Here is a 22,424-nt window from a genome sequence, read left to right on the forward strand (position 1 = left end):
GTGTTCAACAAGCGCGACGGCGGACGGGGGCATCAAGGCTTAAGCATGCGTTAATCGGCTTCGGCCAGAGTGCCCCGATTCGAGACAGATAGTAGTAGCGTGCGGGGAACACCATGGCTGCCAGTATTTTGATCGCCGACGACGATCCTGTAGCTCGCCGGCTGGTCGAGAACATGGTGCAGAAATGCGGCTATGAGACGGTCGTCGTGGACTCCGGTGACGCCGCAATTGCCACCCTCACCGCACCCGACGCACCGGCCATCGACGCCGTCATCCTCGATCTCGTGATGCCCGGCCTCGACGGCATGGGCGTACTTGCGAAGATCCGCGAAGCCGGCCTGAGCATCCCCGTCATCGTGCAGACCGCCCATGGCGGCATCGACAACGTGATCTCGGCGATGCGCGCGGGCGCGGCCGATTTCGTCGTCAAGCCGGTCGGCGTCGAGCGGCTCCAGGTCTCCTTGCGCAACGCGCTCAACACGTCCGCGCTCAAGGGCGAATTGCAGCGCATCCGTCACAGCCGTGAGGGCCGGCTGACTTTCTCCGACATCATCACGCGCGCTGAGGCAATGACCCCGGTGATGCGCGCCGCGCAGAAGGCGGCGAATTCCGCGATCCCCGTGCTGATCGAGGGCGAGTCCGGCGTCGGCAAGGAAATGTTCGCGCGCGCCATCCATGGCAGCGGCGAGCGCAAGGCCAAGCCGTTCGTCGCGGTCAATTGCGGTGCGATTCCCGACAACCTCGTCGAGTCCATCCTGTTCGGCCACGAGAAGGGCGCCTTCACCGGCGCCACCGAGCGGCACATGGGCAAGTTTGTCGAGGCTCATGGCGGCACGCTGTTTCTGGACGAGGTCAGCGAGCTGCCGCTGACCGCTCAGGTGAAGCTGCTGCGCGCGCTGCAGGAAGGTGCCGTGGAGGCCGTCGGCGGCCGCAAGCCGGTCAAGGTCGACGTCCGCATCATCTCGGCAACCAATCGCAAGCTGCTGGAGCGGGTGAAACAGGGACATTTCCGGGAAGACCTGTTCTATCGCCTGCACGTGCTGCCGCTGACGATCCCCTCGCTGCGCGCCCGGCGCGAGGACATCCCGCATCTGCTCAGGCATTTCCTGGCGCGCTTTGCCGCCGAGGAGAACCGCCCGATCACCGGCATCACCGGCGAGGCGGTCGCGCACCTGGCCCGGCTCGACTGGCCCGGCAACATCCGCCAGCTCGAAAACGCGGTCTACCGCGCCGTGGTGATGAGCGACGGCGACCAGCTCGACATTGGCGATTTTCCCCTGCTCGCCTCGCAGCCGCATCCCGTCACGGATATTCCGACCGCACCGTTGATGCTCGAGCCGGCGGCGATGCCATCCTTGGTGTCGGGTAACGAAATACCGATCGCGCCACTCCCCGCCGTGGGAACTCTCGCCATGCTCACCGCGACCGGCGATGTCCGCGCGCTGGAGGACATGGAGAACGAGATCATCCGCTTCGCGATCTCGCACTATCGCGGCCAGATGTCTGAAGTGGCTCGCCGCCTCAAGATCGGCCGGTCGACGCTCTACCGCAAACTCGACGAGGCCGGGGTTCCCGGACATGGCGGCAAAAGCGGTGAGGAGACGCACTGAGCCGGGTGCAAACGGAGGTTCGCGCGAAGGTGCGCGACAGCTGTAAGCCGTTCGCATGACGACAGAATTCGACTGTGATTTGAACCGTGACCTGGAAGTGACAGACAGAGGGAAAATCGCGTGGCAGAAGCGCACAATCCGTTGCCAAGAGGCTCCCTTGAAGTCAGTTTGTCGTGAGTTGTCCCGGGTAGCGCTGGCCGCAGAATCGGGGCCTGTATATCGTCTGCGTAGGAATCGTTGCGTGCAGGCGTGCAACTTTCGAGAGGCCGGCGCGGTTTAGCCGAAGCTCATCAATAGGCGATAACGAAGCTGTTCCACGAGGGGACAGCTCACCCGAGGGGTGCGACACAATGCGTGACTGTTTGAACCACCGTGCGGGCTTTGACCGTGTCTTGATGACGGTCGCAGCGACCTTCCTCGCGGTGTCCGCCAGCTCGGCGCTGGCGCAGGACCAGCCGCGCAGCAGCGCCGCCGAACTCGCGATCGAAGCTGCGATCCCGCGCCCCGAGCCGGCAAACGTCCCGCCCCCCACTGCAGCCGACATCAAGCTCGACACCACCGCCACGGTGCCGGATCCGACCAAGGAAATCGCAAAGGAGCCCGTCAAGGCGGACGCCGCGCCTGCGCCGGACAAGGTCGAGACCAGGCCGTCCGACGTCGCCACCACGCCGGCGCCCGAAGCGCCGAAGAGCGAGACTGCGAAGACCGAGCCCGCAAGCACCGAGCCTGCAAAGGACACTGCGACCGCCACGCCGACGGCTCCCGCGGCACCTGCTGCAGCGGCTCCCGCCGCCGAGCCGGTGAAGGCCGCGAGCAACGTGCCCGCCGCCGACCAGCCGGTCGCGGACAAGCTCAAGGACATCATCGGCGCCAAGACCTCGCGCTATTTCGACCGCAAGAACGAACGCGCGGCGATCGAGAAGTTCTACGGCGCACGCGATTTCGCGCCGGTCTGGACGCAAGGCGGCAACCCGACCGCTGCGGCGAAGGGCGTGATCGCGCGGCTGAAGGACGCGGCCTCCGACGGCCTCAATCCCGCGGACTATCCGTTGCCGGATTTCGCCGCCGCCACGACGCCCGATGCGCTGGCGGATGCCGAGCTCAAGCTCACCGCCGGCATGTTCGACTACGCGCGCCATGCCCAGAGCGGCCGCATGCATTGGTCGCAGGTCAGCGGCGACATTCTCTATCCCGAGCATCCGGTCGACCCCAACGAGGTGCTCGCCAAGGTCACGACCGCGGCGGATGCTTCCGCAGCGCTCGACAGCTACAACCCGCCGCACAAGCTCTACAAGGAGCTGAAGGCCAAGCTCGCCGAGCTGCGCGGCCAGGGCAACGGCCCGGTCCTCGAGATCGCCGACGGCCCGGCGCTGAAATACACCCCGGCCAGCAAGAAGCGCGCTGAAATCGTCGTCGAAGATCCGCGCGTGCCGCAGCTCCGCGCCAGGCTCGGCCTTGCCGAGAACGCCGGCGACACCCGCTACGACGCGGCAGTCGCCGAGGCCGTGCGCAAATTCCAGAGCGGCACCGAGATGAAGCCGACCGGCATCCTCGACGACAAGACGGTCAAGGCGCTCAACACCCCCAAGCGCGACAAGCAGATCGACGTGGTGGTGGTAAACATGGAGCGCTGGCGCTGGCTGCCGCGCGACCTCGGCGCGCCTTCGCTGGGTGATGCCTATGTCATCCTGAACATTCCCGACTTCACGCTGAAGGTGATGCAGCGCGGCCAGCAGGTCTGGACCACCCGCGTCGTTACCGGCAAGCCCGGCCAGCACGCCACCCCGCTGCTGACCGAGACGATGAAGTACATCACGGTCAATCCGACCTGGAACGTGCCGCCGTCGATCGTCTACAACGAATACCTGCCGGCGCTGCAGCAGGACCCGACCGTGCTTCAGCGCATGGGCCTCAAGCTCGAGCAGAACCGCGACGGCTCGGTGCACATCTCGCAGCCGCCCGGCGAAGCCAACGCGCTCGGCCGCATTCGCTTCAACTTCCCGAACAAGTTCCTGGTCTATCAGCACGACACGCCGGACAAGCATTTGTTCGCGAGGGACGAGCGCGCCTTCAGCCATGGCTGCATGCGCGTGCAGAATCCGGATCAGTACGCCTCCGTGCTGCTCAACATCACCATGCCGAACGAGAAGTACACGCCGGAGCGCGTGCGCAGCATGTACGGCAAGAGCGAGATCGATCTAAAATTCCCGACCCCGATCCCGGTCAACATCACCTATCAGACTGCGTTCGTGGATGACGCCGGCAAGCTGCAATTCCGCAAGGACATCTACGGTCGCGATGCGGCCATGATCAACATCCTGAAGAACAACCGCGGCAAGGACCTCGAGGCTGTCGTCGCCCATTCCCAGCCGAGCTATTCGCGCCCGGCGACGACGCTGCCTTCAGGGGTCGCGGTGGCCAACAATGGCGGGGGCTTCGGCTCGTCTGGGCCAAACTTCTTCGAGCGGCTGTTCGGAGCGCCGACCCCGGCCCAGCCGCCGGCGCCGGTCGGCCGTCGTCCGCAGCGGGTGTTTACCCGCTGAGGCCGGCTCAGCGCCAGGCTCACGAGAATTCTGCAATGAAATCAGCGGCCCCGTCCTTTGGATGGGGGCCGCTTAACGTGCACCAACCCGCGCCGGGGCGGCGGGCGTTTTTTTGCCACAGTCAACCGCTTAGGATCGTACTCTGACTTGGTTTGGGGGCGGGAAGGTCAACCTCGAATTAACCTTCTTGCTTTAAGAAAGCGTTCATCCTCTTCGCGCTGCTAACGGGGTTGGCGGGAGAGTCCATTTTGAACGCTCGTCGACTGGGTGGGCTCATACGTGCTGACTGGTCTCGCACGCAAATTCGTTGTGCTGTCGTTGTCCCATGCGGGGGTGAAGGCCGGATCCCGGATCGGCCTCGCCTCCGTGTTGCTGCTTGCCGCCGCAGGCTCGGTCCACGACGCCGCGGCGCTGAACGAGACCAAGACGCTCTCCTTCCACCACACCCATTCCGGCGAAGACCTCACCGTCACCTTCAAGCGCGACGGCCGCTATGACGAAGCCGCGCTGAAGCAGCTCAACCACTTTTTGCGCGACTGGCGCACCCAGGACGAGACGGTCATGGACCGTCGCCTCTTCGACATCCTCTGGGAAGTCTATCGCGACGTCGACGGCAAGCAGCCGATCCAGATCATCTCCTCCTACCGCTCCCCCGCCACCAACGCCATGCTCCGCCGCCGCTCCTCCGGCGTGGCGCGCTCCAGCCAGCACATGCTCGGACATGCGATGGACTTCTACATCCCGGGCGTGCCGCTGGAGCAGATCCGTTTCGCCGGCCTGCGTCTCCAGCGCGGCGGCGTCGGCTTCTATCCAACGTCAGGCTCGCCCTTCGTGCATCTGGACACCGGTAGCGTCCGGCACTGGCCGCGCATGACGCATGACCAGCTCGCCCGCGTCTTCCCGGACGGCAAGACGGTGCATCTGCCGACCGACGGCGTTCCGCTGAAGAACTATGAGCTGGCCAGGGCCGAGATCGAGCGGCGCGGGAGCGGCGACGACGCCGGCAGCAAGCCGAATTTCTTCGCCGCCTTGTTCAGGAGCAAGCCGGCTCCCGCCGCGAGCAGCGACGAGGATGACGAGGGCGCGCCCGCAACGGCCGCGAAGCCGTCCGCGCCGACCGTGGTCGCAGCCGCCGCCAAGCCCGCCGAGCCGGTGCCGACGCCCCGCGCCAAGCCGCAGATTGCCGCAACCCTCCAGCTCGCTTCGGCCGATGCCCAGATCGTTGCGCCGCCGAAGCCGGCGCCCGTGGCTGACAAGCCGGCGACCGGCAAGTCTGTCGAGGGCAAGCTGGAGACACCGGCCGACATCATCAACGCCCGCGGCTTCTGGGATGATGTCCCGGCCGCGCCGCAGCAGGCGACGCCGGCTCAGGTCGCAGCGTTGAAGGCGCGTCAGGCGCTGGCCGCCGCCACCGATCCGCAACCAACCGCGAGCGTCTCCAACGCAGCCTTCCAGGCCCTGGCTTACGCGCCGGCCGCCTCCCCGGTCGACCGCGCCAATGTCGTCGCCGCCTCCGCGCCGATCCCGCGCACCGCCCGACCCGCTGCTGCATCCCGCGGCGTGGCTCACGCGACGGAGGTCAACATGGTGGTCGGCAAGAGCATCGACGGCAGGATCGCCACCGCCACTCGCCTCTCCGCCGCCGGCGAAAGCATCTGGCTCAAGATCGTGATGCTGTCGCCGAGCGCCAGCCGCGCGATGTCGGTGACGCTGATGGGCGAACTCGATACCGCGGCGCTGCGCGGCTTCTTCGTCAAGCCGCAATCCGTGATCACGATGGGTTTTGCCGACGATCCCATGCACGGCCTGTCCTGCGAGAGTTTTTCGGGCAGCGCGACCGCGAGGCTCGAGACGATGTCCTTCGTCGTTCGCACCGCCGCGCTACGCTGAGTCCCGGGTGGCAGCAGGGCTCTTGCTGCTCTTCCTCGCTCCGGTCGATCAAGCCGGCAGGCCAGCCGCGATGAGGCCAGCCTCGTGGCGCTGCCGGTCGAATTCGCGCTTGTAGTGGAGCGTCGCAAGATGAGCTGCCACCGAGAACCCCGGCTCGCGCTTCAAGACCTCCGCGGCGTGAGCGCCGGCCGCGACCGCATTCGTCATCTGCGCGAATGTCGCCGCCAGAAACGCATGATGGGTGTAATCGGGGCGTGTGATCCTTGAAAATGCTTCGGCGGCCTCGGCGTATTTCTCCGCGCAATAGTAGGCGCGGCCCAGGTGGCTCCAGAAGCGCTCGGGATGATAGGGATTGAGGCGCATCGCTTTCCTGATCCAGTCGATGCCTTCCTCCGGCAGGCCCAGCCAGGTCAGGAGTTCCCCCTGTTGCACGACCACGAGGTCGTAGTTTGGATTGAGTGCGAGCGCGCGCTCCTGATGATAGGTGGCCTTCTCGTAATCGTGGCGCGTCAGGTTGAGTGCGGCGAGAATCCGGTGCACGTCAGCGTCATTGTCATCGAGCGCCAGCGCGGTCTCGAGCTCCGAAGCCACCTGCTCGAAGGTCGCCTCGCGGTCGGCGCACCAGCCATAGATCCAGCACTGGCCGAGCACGCATGCCTTCCAGGCATGAGCGTGGGCATAGTTCGGATCCATCGCCAGCGCGCGGTTGAGCAGCGTCTGCGCCTGAGCGTTGTCGTCGCGGGTTGATCGGTGATGCAGGAGCTTTGCAGCCAGCACGCATTCGTAAGCGGGCATGTTGTCGGTCGGCTTGCGCTTGGTGCGGTCGTGCGTTGCGGCTTCTACCCGACCGGGCAAAGTCGCCACGATCGCGCGGGTCATCTCGTCCTGGATGGCGAAGATGTCCTGGAGCTCGCGGTCGTAGCGTTCGGCCCAGATATGGCGGTCGGTCTCTGCATCGATCAGCTGCACGGTGACGCGGACGCGCTCCCCGGCCTTCCGCACGCTGCCCTCGATGACGTAGTCAACTCCGAACTCGCGGCCGATGTCCTGAACCTTCACGGCCTTGCCCTTATAGACGAACGTCGAGTTGCGGGAGATGACAAGCAGATCGTGAAAGCGTGAAAGCTCAGTGATGATGTCCTCGGTGAGACCGTCCGCGAAGAACTCCTGCTCCGGATCGCCACTCATATTGGCGAATGGCAGCACGGCGATGGACGGCTTCTTCGAGACACATGGTGGAGTCGCCGCAGTGTTCGACCCGCCGGGCGGGCCTGCAGGCCCCTCCACCAGCCGAATGCGGAAGACGCGGATCGGGCGGGCGATGTTCTTGACGCTCTGTTCACCGAGATCATCGAACTGAACTCCGTCCAGGCGGTCACCGACCTGATCGCGCACCGCGCCTGAAACGCAGATTCCCCCGGGCTCGGCCAGCGCCTCCAGTCGCGCAGCGATGTTGACGCCATCACCGAAAATGTCGCTCTGATCGACGATCACATCGCCCAGATTGATGCCGATGCGGAATTGTATCCACCGCGGCGGCGGGACGTCGGCATTGCGCCGCGCCATGCGGCGCTGGACCTCGGCGGCACAGAGCACGGCATCGACGACGCTGTAGAATTCGGCCAGCATGCCGTCGCCGGTCGTCTTGATGATACGGCCGCGGTTCTTGGCAATGGCTGGATCTATGAGTTCGACCCGATGGGTCTTGAGCCGCGCGAGAGTGCCGGCCTCGTCGACCTCCATGAGCCGGCTAAATCCGACCATGTCGGCGGCGAGGACCGCGGCGAGCCTGCGCTCTGGTCCCGGCACATCCATCGCTCGGTCTCTTCCCCGAGCAATCTAGCAGACGCAGAGGTTCTGCCCAAGCGTGATGAGCGGCAACGCCCGGGAGATGTGCCTCAGATCATCCCCAGCGCCTGCATGTAGGTCTCGAGAATGGTCTCGGCCTCCGCCCGCTCGTTGGGGTCCTGCTTGCGCAGGCGCACGATGGTGCGCAGCGCCTTGACGTCGTAGCCGTTGCCCTTGCTCTCGGCATAAACGTCGCGGATGTCGTCGGAGATCGCCTTCTTCTCTTCCTCCAGCCGCTCGATGCGCTCGATGATGGACTTGAGCTGGTCCTTGGCAAATTTCGTCGCGGGCTCGTCGTCGCGGACGGCGGCGGAGGTGGCCATCTTGTACTCCCAATGGAACTGGCAAAATGAGGTGACGCCGGCATCCCTCACCGCGCGTGCTGGGTAGACCCTTAGGGTCGGCGCCAGCTGCATTCAAGCAAGCATCGCGCTCGTCCACAGCGCGCCCACAGGAGATGACGCCGTCATTCCGGGGTGCCCGAAGGGCGAACTACGCTGGGCACTTGCGCACCGGAGAATCTCGAGATCCCGGGTCGATGCTTTGCATCGCCGGAACGACGGAACGAAATTGGTCAATGCCCGTGGGGATGGACCTTCTTCATCGTCTCGAGCTGCTCGGGCGTGGCCGTGCCCTGGTATTTCGACTTCCAGGTCTCGTACGGCATGCCGTAGACGGCCTCCCGGCTCTCGTCCTTGCTCAAGGGCACGCCCTGGGCGTCGGCCGCGTCCTTCAGCCAGTTGGAGAGGCAGTTGCGGCAGAAACCAGCCAGATTCATCAGATCGATGTTCTGGACGTCCGTCCGGCTCCGCAAATGATCGACCAGGCGCCGGAAAGCGGCCGCCTCGAGCTCCGTTCTGGTTTTGTCGTCGATTGCCATGGCTGTGTTCCTTAAGGCCCGTCCCGATGGCGGTCACCCTTACGGGATCAGGTGGGTTCTGTCACAGATTTTGCCATATCGCGGCGCAAACGGGCCGACGCCCGGCTTCGGGACGGGTCCCGGCCCAACGCCAAATTGTCAATGATCTGGTATAGCTTCCGCGACAATGATTGCCGAATCTCCCCCCTCCCCGCTTCGCCTCGTCGCCCGGCTGGTTCCGGTGCTGGTCGTCGCACTGCTGTGCCTTTACGCCAGCCCGGCCTCGGCCGATTTCCGCCTCTGCAACAACACATCGAGCCGGGTCGGGATCGCGCTCGGCTACAAGGACGCCGAGGGCTGGACCACCGAAGGCTGGTGGAACATCTCGTCGCGCTCTTGTGAGACGCTGCTCCGGGGCACGCTGGTCGCCCGCTACTACTACATCTATGCCATCGACTATGACCGCGGCGGCGAATGGTCGGGCCAGGCCTTCATGTGCTCGCGCGACAAGGAGTTCACCATCCGCGGCACCGAGGATTGCCTCGCGCGCGGCTACGACCGGACCGGCTATTTCGAGGTCGATACCGGTGAGCAGCGGGCCTGGACGGTGCAGTTGACCGACGCCAACGAACAACAGCCGGCGCAGCAACGCGTACCAGGCCTGCCCGGCCCGGTTGGCCCCGGCGGCGTTCCGGGTTTGCCCAATGGTCCGCCCAGTGGTACGCCCCCCGCCGCGCCTGGCCTCCCGCCAGCGCCCTCGCCCCCGCCTGGGAATAAGCCATGAGGCGTCTTCGCCGTATCAAGATTCTCGCGACCCTGGGACCGGCCTCTTCAGACCTCGCGATGATCCGCCGCCTGTTCGAGGCCGGCGCCGACCTGTTCCGCATCAACATGAGCCACACCCCGCATGACAAGATGCGGGAGCTGGTGGCGACGATCCGCAACGTCGAGAGCAGCTATGGCCGGCCGATCGGCATCCTGGTGGACCTCCAGGGCCCCAAGCTCCGGCTCGGCGCCTTTGCCGACGGCGCGGTCCAGCTCCAGAACGGGCAGACCTTCACGCTGGATTCCGACAAGACGCCGGGCGACGCCACGCGCGTCAATCTCCCGCATCCGGAGATTCTGGCTGCGCTGCGGCCGGGCCATGCGCTGCTGCTCGACGACGGCAAGGTGCGGCTGATCGCGGAGGAGACCTCGAAAGAGCACGCGGTGACCCGTGTCGTCGTCGGCGGCAAGATGAGCGACCGCAAGGGCGTCAGCCTGCCCGACACCGATCTGCCGGTCTCCGCCATGACGCCGAAGGACCGTGCCGACCTCGAGGCGGCCCTCGTCACCGGCATCGACTGGATCGCGCTGTCCTTCGTGCAGCGGGCTGACGATGTCATCGAGGCCAAGAAGATGATCCGCGGCCGGGCCGCCGTGATGGCCAAGATCGAGAAGCCGCAGGCGATCGATCGCCTCGCCGACATCATCGAGGCCTCCGACGCGCTGATGGTGGCACGCGGCGATCTCGGCGTCGAGCTGCCGCTCGAACGTGTGCCGAGCCTGCAGAAGCAGATGACGCGGATGGCGCGCCGCGCCGGCAAGCCGGTGGTGATCGCGACCCAGATGCTGGAATCGATGATCCAGTCGCCGGTACCGACCCGCGCCGAGGTCTCCGACGTCGCCACGGCCGTCTACGAGGGGGCCGACGCCATCATGCTGTCGGCGGAATCGGCGGCCGGCAAATTCCCGGTCGAGGCGGTCTCGACCATGAACCGCATCGGCGAGGAGGTCGAGCGCGACCCGACCTATCGCTCGGTGGTCACGGCCCAGCGTCCCGCGCCGGAATCCACCGCGGGCGATGCCATCGCCGACGCCGCACGGCAGATCGCCGAGACGCTCGATTTGCCCGCCCTGATCTGCTGGACCAGCTCGGGCTCGACTGCCGTGCGTGTTGCGCGGGAGCGGCCGAAACCGCCGATCGTGGCGATCACGCCGAACATCGCCGCCGGCCGCAGGCTCGCGGTCGTCTGGGGCGTGCATTGCGTGGTGGCGGAAGATGCGCGCGATCAGGACGACATGGTCGGCCGCGCCGGCCAGATCGCGTTCCGGGACGGCTTCGTCCGCGCCGGGCAGCGTGTGATCATCGTGGCCGGAGTGCCGCTCGGCATCCCCGGCACCACCAACATGGTGCGCATCGCCTCGGTCGGCCCCGAGGGCGACGCGAACATGTAGGCCGCCAGTCCACGCCAAACAAAAACGCCGAAAACAACCCCATGCACAGTAGCCGAGGCTTCCGGCGAGTTCGCTGCGGTTTTGCGAAAAGGCCCGCTCAGTCAACGACCTGAGCGAGGTCAGGGCGCCACCTCGGCCGCGCGGCGATTTTACGCCCCCACCAGCGCCTTCGTCGTCGGCAACAGCGTCTGCTGCACCACGAGGCCGCGGGCGCGGGCGTCCATGACGCCGACCGCGCGCAGCGCCAGCAGCGTCACGGTCTGCACCGCGTCGCGCATCTTGACGGGATCATCGAGATTGTCGGGCGCGAGCGGCCCGACCAGGGCCTCGTGCAGCGCGCCGAGCAATGCGGTGGCGGCGAGCGCGGTGTCCTGGGCCGGCAGGTGACCGGCGCGCACGGCGGCATCGATCCGCGTGGCGATTTCGCCCGCGATCTCGCGCCGGCTGGCAAGGCGCGAGGCGCTGACATCGACGTCGACAGGCTCGGCCAGGATGCCCCAGGCCAGCCTGCGCTGCGACAGGGTATGGACCGCCACGGTGGTCACGGCCGCCGCCAGCGCCGACGACGGCCCCGGCGCAGCGTCGGCTGCCCTACGGATCGCCGCGAGCTCGTCGCGGGAGACCTCGGCAATGAGCTCGGAGATCAGGTCGGCCTTGGAGGGGAAGTAGCGGTAGACCGTCCCGGCCGCGACGTTCGCCCGGACCGCGACGGGCGCGATCTGCACCGCCGCCATCCCGCCTTCCGCCGCCGCCTCCCGCGCCGCCGCCAGAATCGCGCTGCGCCGCGCCGCAAGGCGCTTAACCACTTGATGCGTCCGCCGATAAACCATGGCGCGCTTCCTGTCCCACACGCCGGCCGCACGCCCTGCGGCCAAACGCTTCGTCACGTCAAAGATGCAAATCGCCCCGCAAGGACTGAACAACTATTCAGAGTGAATGACAAGATGCAAATGCGTATGCAAGCGCAACGCAACTACGAGCTGCATGTGAGCAGATAGTAAATGCATCATTGCACCGCCTGGTGCGGAAAACCGGTGCGATTTACCCCAGCTTAAAGGCGATCATGCTCAGGTCCCGGTGCGCTGTTGTGCGTGGTCGTTCAACTCCGGGAGTGCAATGTCGATTTCCGTCACCAGCAGCGTTCCGGTCCGCGGCATTGCGCGCTGGGTCATGCCGCTCTGTATTGGCGCCATCGTCTACGTGTTCTTTCTGGGCATCGGCGACATCATGCTGCGCGATTCCGATACGCTGTGGCAGATCAAGATCGGGCAGTGGATCCTCGAACACCGCGCACTGCCCTACAACGACATCTATTCGTTCACGCGAGCCGGCGAGGCCTGGATCTCGAGTTCATGGCTGTCGCAAGTCCTGTTCGCCCTTGTCTATGAGCCATCGAACTGGTCGGGCCCCGTTATCCTGACATCGCTCGCGATCGGCGTGACTGCGGCGATTTTCGTCTACCGGCTCGTGCCCTATCTGGAACCTGCGCGGGCCTTTCTGCTCCTGACCCCGCTGCTCGCGATGTCGGTCGGCCACGTTCTCGCCCGTCCGCACATGCTGGCGCTGCCCGTCATGCTGGCCTTTGTCGGCGGGCTGCTGGCGGCCGCCGATCGGCGTGGCGCGCCCTCCTGGCTGTTGCTGCCCTTGATGGCGCTGTGGGCCAATCTTCACGGCGGCTTCGTCATGGGCCTGGCGCTGATCGGAGCCATTGGCCTTGATGCGATCGCGGCCGCCGATCGCAAGGACCGGCTTGCACTGGCGGCGCGCTGGGCCGTGTTCGGCCTTGCTGCGCTCGCCGCAAGCTGCTGCACGCCCTATGGCTGGAACACGCTCCTGGCGTCGACGAAAATCCTCAGCCTCGGCAAGCTGCTCTCGCTGATCTGGGAGTGGATGCCGGCCGACTTCAGCTCGCTTGATCTGTTTGGAGCCAGCCTGCTCGGCTTGATCGCCATCGGCTATTGCAGCGGGGTGGTGCTGTCATGGACCCGTATTTTTCTGCTGCTCGGGCTGATCTGGGCGGCACTCAACCACGTCAGAAACATCGAGGTCTTCGCGCTGGTGACGCCCCTCGTGCTGGCAAAACCGCTCGCCGAACATTTCGGAGTGACGAGAGCGCTCGCGCTGAAGGGAAGCGAGGCGCGGCCCTCCTTTGCCCTGACCGCAATCGCGGCGCTTGCCATCGTCGCGGCCGGCTGGAGCATCACGCGTTCTTATGCGACGCCGTACCGGTATGCCTTCATTGGCAATCAGAGCCCTGCCGCTGCAGTCGACCTGCTCGAAAAACGGCACGCGCAACGGATATTCAGCACCGCTCCGATCGGCGGTTATCTGATCACGCGCAACATCAAGAGCTTCATCGATGGCCGCGCCGAGCTGTATGGCGAGCAGTTCGTGCTCGACTATTTCGATGCCGTCGAGGGCAAGAACGTGGACACCCTGCTGCGGCTGCTCGAGACCTACCGGATCGACGCGACGTTGCTGAACACCACCATTCCCGCAGCCAGGATCATGGACCATCTGCCGGGCTGGAAGCGGCTCTATGCGGATGATATCGCCGTGGTTCACGTCCGCGACGACGCGCCGGCGCAACTGCCTTCCGCGTCCGGTGAACCAAAACCAGGCCGTTAGCTTCTCGCCGGCCTTCGCGTACGCAAAGCTTGCCTTGAGCCATCCTTCGCGGCATCCGGCTGCGACGGACTCTCAGGCGCTCTTGCAGCGGGACATCCGAGGCTCATCGCGAGGCGGCTGCCAAATCGCACGTCTTGAACCACGCACCTCAACCGATCGTTCGGTGCAGGCGCCCATACGAAAAAGAGCCCCGCCACAGACGGGGCTCTCAAGAAATTCGCAGTTCGTCCAGTCTTACTTGAGGCTGGTCGAGATCGAGCCGAACTTGCCGTTCAGCGTGGTGCCGAGATTGTTGACGACGGTGATGATCGCCAGCGCGATGCCGGCGGCGATCAGGCCGTATTCAATGGCGGTGGCGCCGGATGCATCCTTCACGAAACGCGCGACGAGGTTCTTCATAGAGTGCTCCAAATGGGTACACGAGGCTTACAACTGATCTGGTCTTTTCGGCTTCCCAGCGCCGCCCGACCATGGAACCGAACGTAGAGGCAAAGAATTGCGCCGCAGTTAATTCGACTGCGTAAACATCGAGCGGCTTGCGTGTATCGGCCCATGGTAAATCGAAACCCACAACAATCCATTAAATTGTCTGGACACGAAGCCGGCCCGGCCGGTTTACCCGAAGTTATGACCACCGTGGTCCAATGCCGCCCGCTCGGGCCGAAGCCGATGAGATGAATCGTTCATCGCGCTTCGCGTCTGTTCGAGCATGATCTTCTCGGAAATACCGCTACACGATTTTCCGGATCATGCTCGGCCCGACGAGAACAACAGGACGACGAGGCGGCATGTCCCTTTCCCTTGCCAACAGCATCGCGGTTCAGAGCCGCGCGCGGGCTCTGGTGCCGCTGTGCGTGGGTGCCGGCGCGTACCTGTTCTTCCTCTATCTCGGCGACACGCTGCTTCAGGATTCGGACTCGTTCTGGCAGATCAAGATCGGGCAATGGATCCTCGACCACCGCGCCATGCCCACCACCGACTTCTATTCCTTCACGCGAACAGGCGCGCCGTGGATCTCGACGTCCTGGCTGTCGCAGGTAGCGTTCGCCTTCTCCCATGCGCAACTGGACTGGGCAGGTCCGGTCATCCTCACCGCGGTCGCCGTCGCGCTCGCGGCCGCCATCTTCGTCCATCTGCTCGACGCGCAGATCGGGGCTCCGCGCGCCGTTCTGTTCGGGATGCTGGCGCTGCTGCTGTCGATCCATCACGTGCTGGCACGTCCGCATATCCTGGCGCTGCCCGTCATGGTGGCGTGGGTCGGCGTGCTGATGACGGCCGCCGACCGCAAGAGGGCGCCCTCCTGGACTTGGCTGCCGCTGATGGCGCTCTGGGCGAACCTGCATGGCGGCTTCGTGCTGGGCCTCGCGCTGATCGGTCCGATCTCGCTCGAGGCCGTCGAGCACGCCGAGAAGGGACGGCGGCTTGCCCTGTTCATGCGCTGGGTGCTGTTCGGGATCGGCGCGCTGATCGCGAGTTGCTGCACACCCTATGGCTGGCGGACGCTGCAGGGTGCGACCAACATCCTCAGCCTCGGCGAGCTGTTGTCGCTGATCTTCGAATGGATGCCGGCGAACTTCGCCACGTTCACCTCGTTCGAAGGCGCCCTGCTCGCCCTGATCGCATTCGGCTATTATCGGGGCCTCGTACTGTCGGCGCCCCGGATCTTCCTGATCCTGTTCCTGACCTGGAGTGCACTGACCCATGTCAGAAGCATCGAGGCATTTGCGTTCCTGGTGCCGCTGGTGCTGGCAAAGCCGCTCGGCGAGATGTTCCCGCGTCCGGCGCCCGACGCCGCCGGTGCCGACCGCTGGCCGGCCCGCTATGTCACCGCGGCTGGCGCGCTGATGATCGTGGCGGCAAGCTGGACCTCGACGTCGCTCTATCTGGGGAACCACCGCTTCTCCTTCACGATGACGCAGACGCCGGTCGCGGCGGTCGACCTGCTCGAGCAACGCAAGGTGCAGCGCATCTTCAACGCCTACCAGTTCGGCGGCTATTTGATCTCGCGCGATGTCCCTGTCTTCGTCGACGGCCGCGCCGAGCTCTATGGCGAGAAGTTCGTCATGGACTTCTTCAAGGCGACGGAGGGCAAGAAGCCCGAGCTGCTGCCGCGCTTGTTGGACGAGTACAAGATCGACGCGACACTATTGGTGGCTGACGCGCCGGGCCCGCAGATCCTCGACCAGCTCAAGGGCTGGAAGCGAATCTATGCGGACGACATCGCGGTCATTCATATGCGGGACGACGGGCAGAGCGCGGCTGGCAGGTCCACCCCCGCAGCATCAAATTGAGGGCAGTACGATGTCTTCCCCCGTCCTGCCGACCGAGCGAGGATTTACCGCTGCTCCGAATCCTGCGATCGTGCTCACGATCACCTGGGCGGCGATCGTGGCTACGCTCGGGTTTCCCGCGATCAAGACGGGGGTGTTCGACGCGCTGTCGACCGACGACGCGATGCGGCTGGTCGAGGTGCGCGATCTCCTGGCCGGCCAGGGCTGGTTCGACCTGACGCAATACCGGCTCGATCCTCCCGGAATCGCGATGCACTGGTCCCGCATCGTCGACGCGCCCCTGGCCCTGTTGATCCTCCTGTTTCGGCCCCTGCTCGGCCAGCACGCTGCCGAAGCGCTCACGCTGGTCGCATGGCCCTCGCTGCTGATGGGCGCCGCGCTCTGGCTCGCAGCGACGATCGCAAGTCAGGCGAGCGCGCCGGCCGACCGCGCGCGGATGCGGCTCGCCGCGATTCTGATCACCGCGTTGTCGATCCCTGCCCTGATCCACTTTCGCACCGGCGCGATCGATCATCACAATGTACAGATCGTGCTGCTGCTCGGTTTCGTGCTCTGCATCACCGGTCTCGAACACTCTGCAGCCAAGGCGGCTCTGGCCGGGTGTCTCGCTGGGCTGTCGCTGGCGATCGGGTTGGAAATGCTGCCCGCGATCGCCGTGGCAAGCGCGGCCGTGATGGGACTGCTGATCTGGAAGGGCACTGAAGCCCTGCGCTCGGCCTGCGTTTTTGGTGCGGGCCTCGCCGGGTCGTCGCTGCTGCTCGCGCTGCTGCTGCTCCCGCTGAACAGTCTTGCCAGGCCGGTCTGCGATGCCTTCGGCGGTCCCATCCTGCTGTTGTCCGCGGGCGGCGGCATCGCGCTGCTTGCGGTGGCCGGCGTCAGCTGTCTCCGCCGGTCCATCTGGATGCGGCTCGCCGCGGCTGCGCTCGCCGGTGCGCTCCTGCTGGGCGCGTTCTTCAAATCGTATCCGAGCTGCGTTGCCTCCCCCTATGCGCAAGTCGATCCCCTGCTCGTCAGCTTCTGGCTCGAGCGGGTCAGCGAGACTATCTCGGTGACGGAGCTGGCGCGGATGCAGCCGCAGAAGCTGCTCGCGTATTATGCGTTTCCGTTGCTGACGCTCGGTCTCTGCCTTGCCGCCATCACCCGCGACACGCCGCAGACGCGCTTTCGCTGGATCGTCTCGACCGTCACGCTCGCAGCGCTGTTCGGCGTCAGCCTGTGGGAATTGCGCGGCGGCGCCGCCGCCAACATCGTCGCGGCCCCCCTCTGCGTCATGGCAATCGCGGCGCTTCGCACGGGTGCCGCGGCCAATTGGGGGCTGTTGCGTGCCGCACTGCTCGTATCGCCAGCCACGCTTGGCGGCGTCGGCTTTGCCATCTGGCCGGCATTCGCCGCGGAAACGAGCGGCCACGAGATCGCGATGCCCGACCCCAACGTGTCCTGCCAGACCGTCTCCAGCGCAGCTCCGCTCGCCGCGCTGCCGCCCGGGCGGGTGATGGCGCCGATCGACTCCGGTCCTGCGATCCTGGCTGCGACGGGTCATTCCGTGTTCGCTGGCCCCTATCATCGCAACAACGACGGCAACCTCGTCATGGTGCACACGATGACGGCAACACCGGAAGCCGCGCGCGCAATGCTCCGCGCCCGGCAGGTCGACTATATCCTGACCTGCAACCGCTCCGCCGATCAGGGGGACCTTGTCCGCATCGCGCCGGAGGGCCTCGCCGCACGGCTCGGCCGCGGTGAAGCTCCGGATTTTCTGGAGCCGGTCGAAGCGATGTCGAAACCCGGCTGGACGGTCTGGCGCGTGCGCAAGTGAGAGCGCGCGAGCCGCGCCTAAGCTGCAAATCCAGTCGATGATCTTTTCGGAAACCGCTGCACACTTTTCCGGATCATGCTCCGGAAGCGCACCCACGATTTCAACCCACTTCGGGCTGCTCGCCCGAACTCACGGCGCGCGCCAGCCGACGAGATCGATCAGGAGCAACGCGACGCTTGTAAATAGCCCCGCGACCGGCACCCACGCAGGCGCCAGGAACACGCCGGCAGGCGGCTTCGGTTCGCTCGCCTTGATCCGAAGAAGCGCGAGGTTGACCAGGGCAAAGACTCCAAGCGTCAGCCGTGAAGTCCATTCGGCCAATCCGGTCAGCGGAATGCCGAGCGCGAGGATCAGAATGGCGCCGACCCCAAAGAGGGTTGCAACCACCGGAGCACCGCTTTTGGCATTCACCCTCGCGAGAAGAGACGGAAGACTGCCCCGATCCGCCAGGCCGTACAGGACACGCCCGATCATGATCATGTGAACGATGATGCCATTGAGCGTCGCCACCACCGCAATCGCGCTCAGCACCGAGAGAGGAAGCCCTGTCAGCCGCTGAAATACCAGGGCAAGAGGAGCCGATGAGCGCGCGAGCTCGGCCGGCGGCACGGCGACCACCGCAATCCAGACGACAGCAAAGTAGAGAAGCGCCGTCACGCCGAGGGTGATGAAGAGGGCCCAAGGCAGGGTCCGAGAAGGATTCTTCATTTCCTCGGAGATGTTCACCAAATGCTCGAACCCGATGAACGCAAATACGGCGAGCAGCGCGGTCTGTGCGATCCCCGTCCAGGCTGTCACGTCGGTCATGGGGGCCCACAACTCGGGCAGCCGCGAGACCAGGGCATCGCCCTGGAAGAGGCCGGCTGCTCCGATAATGAGGATCAATCCTCCGATTTCCACGACCGTCATCAGCCCAGCGAAGCTGATGGACTGAACCGCGGACAGGCAGGCGATCGCTCCCATCGCAAGCACGACGCCGGCGACGATCCAGGCCGAAGGCAGCGGCAGGAATACGCCGATATAGCCGGCGCTCCCAACGGTAATGGTTGCACCTGAAATCGTCGCTGCGGCGACCACGAGCAGCCCCGTGGCACCGCCGAGCCATTTGCGGTGAAATGCGGCCTGGACATAGGCCGCCTCGCTCGCCGCAACCGGCAGTCGGGTGCCCAATTCAGCAAAGGTGCCCGCGGTCAGGCCCATGACGACCGCAGCAGCGAGAAACGCCAGAGGCGCGTGCATCCCGCTCCGCGCGGCGGACGCCCCCACCAGGACGTAGATTCCGGCGCCGATCGTCACGCCGAGCCCGTAGAGCACTGCGTGTGTGAGCGTGAGCGATCTGATCAGCTTTGTCGAACCGGGCGACACTCTCCTGATGGCAGGTTGCTGATTGGCATCTATTCCGACGTCCTGCATGGCCAGGCGTCAATGCGAAAACAGAATCGGGATCGGCGGCTTGGCCAGCAGGCCCCTGGTCGCGCCGCCGAGCACGAATTCCCGCCACCGCGGCGTTCCGTACGCGCCCATCACGAGGACGTCGATGCCGCGAGACAGCACGTAGGCCTCGAGGACCTCGGCAATCGGCTTGCTGCCGGCATCGATCTCGTCCAGGATAACCTCGATGCCGTGACGAGCCAGGTTCTTCGCCAGTTCTTCGGCGGAATGTCTGGAATCCAGAGCCTTTTCATTCGTGACAGTCACGACGCGCACATATTTCGCCCTTTCGAGCAGAGGAAGCGCGTCGGAAACCGCTCGCGCAGCGGCGCGGCTGAAGTCCCAGGCCACGCTGACAGCATCGAGCTGGAACGGACGCGATCGCACGGCAGTGGGCAGGATCAGCGTCGGCCGCCCGGACTCGAAGATCACCTCCTCAGCGTGCCACCGATCATGGGATTCCGGCACCGCCATGATCGTGAGATCGCGATGCCTTGCATAGTCGACCAGCAGTGCCGCCTCGCTGTAGGTTGTACATTGCTCGAAGATGGTCTCATGCCGAACGCCGGATTTCACGGCCGACGCTTCGAAAGCCGCGAGCAGCGCTTTTACATTCTGGCGGCTCTTGGCGGCCTCGCGCGCAACAAGGGCGGGTATGTCCAAGATGACATCCCCGAGCAAGCTCCCGCGCACTTCCGCATGGACTTCGCAGGAAATGGCTGCGAGGTGCGCATCCAGGACGGCGGCTATCGAAACCGCATGGTCGATCGCCGAGACCGGCGTCGGTTCCGGATAGCTCGCCAGGGTCAACAGAACATCCTTGAAAGCCATGTATCCTCCTTTGACGAGCCGGAAGCCTAACGCCGTGAAGGTCCCCTATCTTGATCGACCGCAACCGATTCAGTCGAGATGGGTGTGGCAAAACGGCCTAGGCTCGAACGATGCCCCCCGGAACGGAAGTGCCCTGGTTCGGCGGTGCTCGCTTTGCATGAGGGAGCCAGCGGAATGCCGGCTCGCGAATGCGCGCTTGGCCCATAAAAAAGGCGTTGCCGCCGCGTTCTTCAATTCGGTTTGCCGCTTGCGATCAGGCCTGCGGCTGCGGCTCCAGGCCGGGATCCGGATCGGGCCGCGGCCGCCGGCCTGAGCGCAGGGGATGTTCACTTCTCGGTGCGAACTAACTTGCGAGCCGACACGCCCGTTCTGCCATACGGTACTGTCCGATGCTCGAAGAGGAAGGTGTGTCATGCTGCTTCGCAAGCTCTTCATCGCACTTCTCGTAACGGTCTCGATCACCACGGCGGACGCGGCGCCGCGATGGCTCAGCCTGCCGCCGACTCCAAGCCTGCCCAAGGCGACGCAGAGCGGCTTCGCTCCCGTCAATGGCATCAAGGTCTGGTACGCCGTATTCGGTCGCGGCCAGCCCGTTCTGTTGCTGCATGGCGGCCTCGCCAACGCCAACTACTGGGGCCATCAGGTCCGCGCGCTGCAACGGCATTACCAGGTCATCGTCATGGAAAGCCGCGGCCATGGCCGCAGCAGCCGCAACCAGGAGCCGTATGGCTACGATTTGATGGCTTCGGACGTGATCGGGCTGCTCGATCATCTCGAGATCAGGAAGGCCGCTATCGTCGGCTGGAGCGACGGCGCGATCATCGGCCTCGATATCGCCATGAAGCATCCGGAGCGGGTGAGCAGGCTGTTCGCCTTCGCGGCGAACTCGGACCCGTCAGGCGTCGCGGATATTGCGTCAAGCGACGTCTTCAATGCTTACATCGCCAGGGCCGGAGAGGAGTACAAGCGCCTTTCGCCGACCCCGACCGAATATAAGGGGTTCGTCGCCGAGATCACCAAGATGTGGGAGAGCCAGCCGAAGTGGACGGCTTCTGACCTTGCGACGATCAAGGTGCCGACCTGGATCGTGGACGGCGATCACGACGAGGCGATCAAGCGCGAGAACACCGAGTTCATGGCCGCGAGTATTCCGGGCGCCGGCCTCTTGATCCAGCCAGATGTCAGCCACTTCTCGTTCCTGCAGGATCCGGAACAGTTCAACGACGACGTGCTGCGTTTCCTCGCCCGTGGCGCCAAGCCGGGAGCAGCGACGAAGTGAGGAGATCGCAGGCGGGGCAAAGCGGACTTGTCCCGCCGTAGCTCTAGAGCGGTAGCCTACCTGACTGAATCGTTTGGGATTCCCAAATCAGCGGTTTAATGATTCAAACTGTCTGCCGGGGACTGGAGGCCGGCGGGCATGGCGAAACCGTTGTCGATGGATCTTCGTGAACGCGTTCTCGGCTGTATTGAAGGGGGCGTTTCAGGCCGGCAGGCTGCCGAGCGATTTGGCGTCAGTCCGGCGAGCGTAAGCCGCTGGCGAACGCGTGAGCGCAAGCAAGGCGATGCCCTGCCGAGGGCTCAAGGGGGCGATCGCAAGTCTCACCGCATTGATGCCCATCAGGCGACGATCATGGCTCTGCTCGAGGCTTCGCCCGATATTACCATCGAGGAATTGCGGCATAGCTTGAGCAAACAAGGCCTATCCTTCGGCTATGGCACGATCCGCCGCTTCTTCGCGCGTCACAAGATCACGCGCAAAAAAAGACTGCCCATGCCGCAGAGCAGGACCGTCCGGATGTCTTGAAGGGGCGCGAGGCTTGGCGCGAGCGTCAGGACAAGCTCGACCGGGATCGCCTCGTCTTCATTGACGAGACCTGGGCATCGACCAACATGGCGCGGACACATGGCCGCTGCCGGCGCGGCGAACGCCTGCGCGCCGCCATTCCGCACGGCCATTGGAAAACGACAACCTGCGTAGCTGCTCTCACCACGCACGGCATCATCGCTCCCTGGGTGCTCGACGGTCCCATCAACCGCGACGCCTTTGAGACCTATGTCGAAAAAGTGCTCGTCCCCGAGCTGCCCGAGCACGCCATCGTCATCATGGACAATCTGTCCAGCCACAAAGGGCCACGCATACGCGAGATGATCGAGGCGGCCGGCGCCACGCTCCTCTATCTCCCGCCGTACAGCCCCGACCTCAATCCCATCGAGAACGCCTTCGCCAAGCTCAAGGCGCACTTGCGAAAGGCCGCCGAACGTACCGTCGGCGGCCTTTGGGACGCGATCGGGCGCATCGTCGACACCTACACGCCCACTGAATCCAAAAACTACTTCGCCGCCGCCGGCTATTTGCAACCTGATCGGCTAACGCTCTAGAGCCTTTCCCGTTCCGACCGAATCGGAACGGGGCTCCAGATTCCTGTCTTGACGCGTTTTCTTGACGCGAACCGGCGTCCA

17 protein-coding genes are annotated in these 22,424 nt (G+C 65.1%); 10 read left to right on the plus strand and 7 right to left on the minus strand.

Annotation, left to right across the window (positions count from 1 at the left end; translation table 11 throughout):
• Positions 1 to 113: 113 nt before the first annotated feature.
• The 3 genes from ABIG06_RS05735 (at position 114) to ABIG06_RS05745 (ending at position 6,043) form a co-directional block, all read left to right on the plus strand.
• Positions 114 to 1,610 (plus strand): sigma-54-dependent transcriptional regulator, encoded by a 1,497-nt coding sequence (locus ABIG06_RS05735; RefSeq protein WP_370134943.1) that lies wholly within the window; start codon positions 114 to 116, stop codon positions 1,608 to 1,610.
• Between the two features lie 350 nt (positions 1,611 to 1,960).
• Positions 1,961 to 4,153, plus strand: coding sequence for a L,D-transpeptidase family protein (locus tag ABIG06_RS05740; protein ID WP_370134945.1), 2,193 nt, complete (start codon positions 1,961 to 1,963; stop codon positions 4,151 to 4,153).
• A gap of 279 nt (positions 4,154 to 4,432) precedes the next feature.
• The gene (locus ABIG06_RS05745) at positions 4,433 to 6,043 is read left to right on the plus strand and encodes a DUF882 domain-containing protein (protein WP_370134947.1); all 1,611 of its coding nucleotides are present in this window, start codon (positions 4,433 to 4,435) and stop codon (positions 6,041 to 6,043) included.
• Positions 6,044 to 6,091: 48 nt separating this feature from the next.
• Here ABIG06_RS05745 and ABIG06_RS05750 read toward each other — a convergent pair whose 3' ends face one another.
• The 3 genes from ABIG06_RS05750 to ABIG06_RS05760 all read right to left on the minus strand — a co-directional run bounded on the left by ABIG06_RS05750 (position 6,092) and on the right by ABIG06_RS05760 (position 8,771).
• Positions 6,092 to 7,858 (minus strand): adenylate/guanylate cyclase domain-containing protein, encoded by a 1,767-nt coding sequence (locus ABIG06_RS05750; protein ID WP_370134950.1) that lies wholly within the window; start codon positions 7,856 to 7,858, stop codon positions 6,092 to 6,094.
• An 83-nt stretch (positions 7,859 to 7,941) separates the two neighbouring features.
• On the minus strand, positions 7,942 to 8,214 hold the full coding sequence (locus tag ABIG06_RS05755) for a DUF2312 domain-containing protein (RefSeq protein WP_008546273.1): 273 nt from the start codon (positions 8,212 to 8,214) through the stop codon (positions 7,942 to 7,944).
• 251 nt (positions 8,215 to 8,465) lie between these two features.
• A complete protein-coding gene (locus tag ABIG06_RS05760) occupies positions 8,466 to 8,771 on the minus strand; it encodes a DUF1244 domain-containing protein (protein WP_124162828.1) in 306 nt (101 codons plus the stop codon).
• A 166-nt stretch (positions 8,772 to 8,937) separates the two neighbouring features.
• On the opposite strand from ABIG06_RS05760, the gene ABIG06_RS05765 reads away from it, so the two are divergent.
• On the plus strand, positions 8,938 to 9,534 hold the full coding sequence (locus tag ABIG06_RS05765; RefSeq protein WP_370134953.1) for a DUF1036 domain-containing protein: 597 nt from the start codon (positions 8,938 to 8,940) through the stop codon (positions 9,532 to 9,534).
• Entirely contained in the window at positions 9,531 to 10,967 is a 1,437-nt protein-coding gene (pyk, locus tag ABIG06_RS05770) for a pyruvate kinase (RefSeq protein ID WP_124159094.1), read from the plus strand. The genes ABIG06_RS05765 and pyk overlap by 4 nt, the downstream gene beginning before the upstream one ends.
• 149 nt (positions 10,968 to 11,116) lie before the next feature.
• Here the strand turns inward: pyk and ABIG06_RS05775 are convergent, their stop codons facing one another.
• A complete protein-coding gene (locus ABIG06_RS05775) occupies positions 11,117 to 11,797 on the minus strand; it encodes a TetR/AcrR family transcriptional regulator (protein ID WP_124159095.1) in 681 nt (226 codons plus the stop codon).
• A 286-nt stretch (positions 11,798 to 12,083) separates the two neighbouring features.
• Here ABIG06_RS05775 and ABIG06_RS05780 point away from each other — a divergent pair, with 286 nt between their 5' ends.
• On the plus strand, positions 12,084 to 13,595 hold the full coding sequence (locus ABIG06_RS05780) for a hypothetical protein (RefSeq protein ID WP_370134955.1): 1,512 nt from the start codon (positions 12,084 to 12,086) through the stop codon (positions 13,593 to 13,595).
• 234 nt (positions 13,596 to 13,829) lie between these two features.
• Here the strand turns inward: ABIG06_RS05780 and ABIG06_RS05785 are convergent, their stop codons facing one another.
• Positions 13,830 to 13,994: a Flp family type IVb pilin gene (locus ABIG06_RS05785; protein WP_370134957.1), complete on the minus strand. Its 165-nt coding sequence runs from the start codon at positions 13,992 to 13,994 to the stop codon at positions 13,830 to 13,832.
• Positions 13,995 to 14,383: 389 nt separating this feature from the next.
• Between ABIG06_RS05785 and ABIG06_RS05790 the strand changes: the two genes are divergently transcribed.
• Together ABIG06_RS05790 and ABIG06_RS05795 are read left to right on the plus strand one after the other, a co-directional pair.
• A complete protein-coding gene (locus ABIG06_RS05790; protein WP_370134960.1) occupies positions 14,384 to 15,886 on the plus strand; it encodes a hypothetical protein in 1,503 nt (500 codons plus the stop codon).
• Between the two features lie 10 nt (positions 15,887 to 15,896).
• On the plus strand, positions 15,897 to 17,702 hold the full coding sequence (locus ABIG06_RS05795) for a hypothetical protein (RefSeq protein ID WP_370134962.1): 1,806 nt from the start codon (positions 15,897 to 15,899) through the stop codon (positions 17,700 to 17,702).
• A gap of 129 nt (positions 17,703 to 17,831) precedes the next feature.
• On the opposite strand, the gene ABIG06_RS05800 is transcribed toward ABIG06_RS05795, so the two are convergent.
• A complete protein-coding gene (locus ABIG06_RS05800; protein WP_370134963.1) occupies positions 17,832 to 19,115 on the minus strand; it encodes an APC family permease in 1,284 nt (427 codons plus the stop codon).
• Between the two features lie 9 nt (positions 19,116 to 19,124).
• Entirely contained in the window at positions 19,125 to 19,964 is an 840-nt protein-coding gene (locus ABIG06_RS05805) for a universal stress protein (RefSeq protein ID WP_370134966.1), read from the minus strand.
• Positions 19,965 to 20,376: 412 nt separating this feature from the next.
• On the opposite strand from ABIG06_RS05805, the gene ABIG06_RS05810 reads away from it, so the two are divergent.
• Together ABIG06_RS05810 and ABIG06_RS05815 are read left to right on the plus strand one after the other, a co-directional pair.
• Positions 20,377 to 21,243, plus strand: coding sequence for an alpha/beta fold hydrolase (locus ABIG06_RS05810; RefSeq protein WP_370134969.1), 867 nt, complete (start codon positions 20,377 to 20,379; stop codon positions 21,241 to 21,243).
• 138 nt (positions 21,244 to 21,381) lie between these two features.
• A protein-coding gene (locus ABIG06_RS05815) for an IS630 family transposase (RefSeq protein WP_370134972.1) occupies positions 21,382 to 22,343 on the plus strand; the annotation gives its coding sequence in 2 pieces (ribosomal slippage) (positions 21,382 to 21,718 and positions 21,718 to 22,343; 963 coding nt in all).
• Positions 22,344 to 22,424 lie beyond the last annotated feature (81 nt).

The organism is Bradyrhizobium sp. USDA 326 (assembly GCF_049739485.1).
In the GTDB taxonomy this organism is placed as follows: Bacteria; Pseudomonadota; Alphaproteobacteria; order Rhizobiales; family Xanthobacteraceae; genus Bradyrhizobium.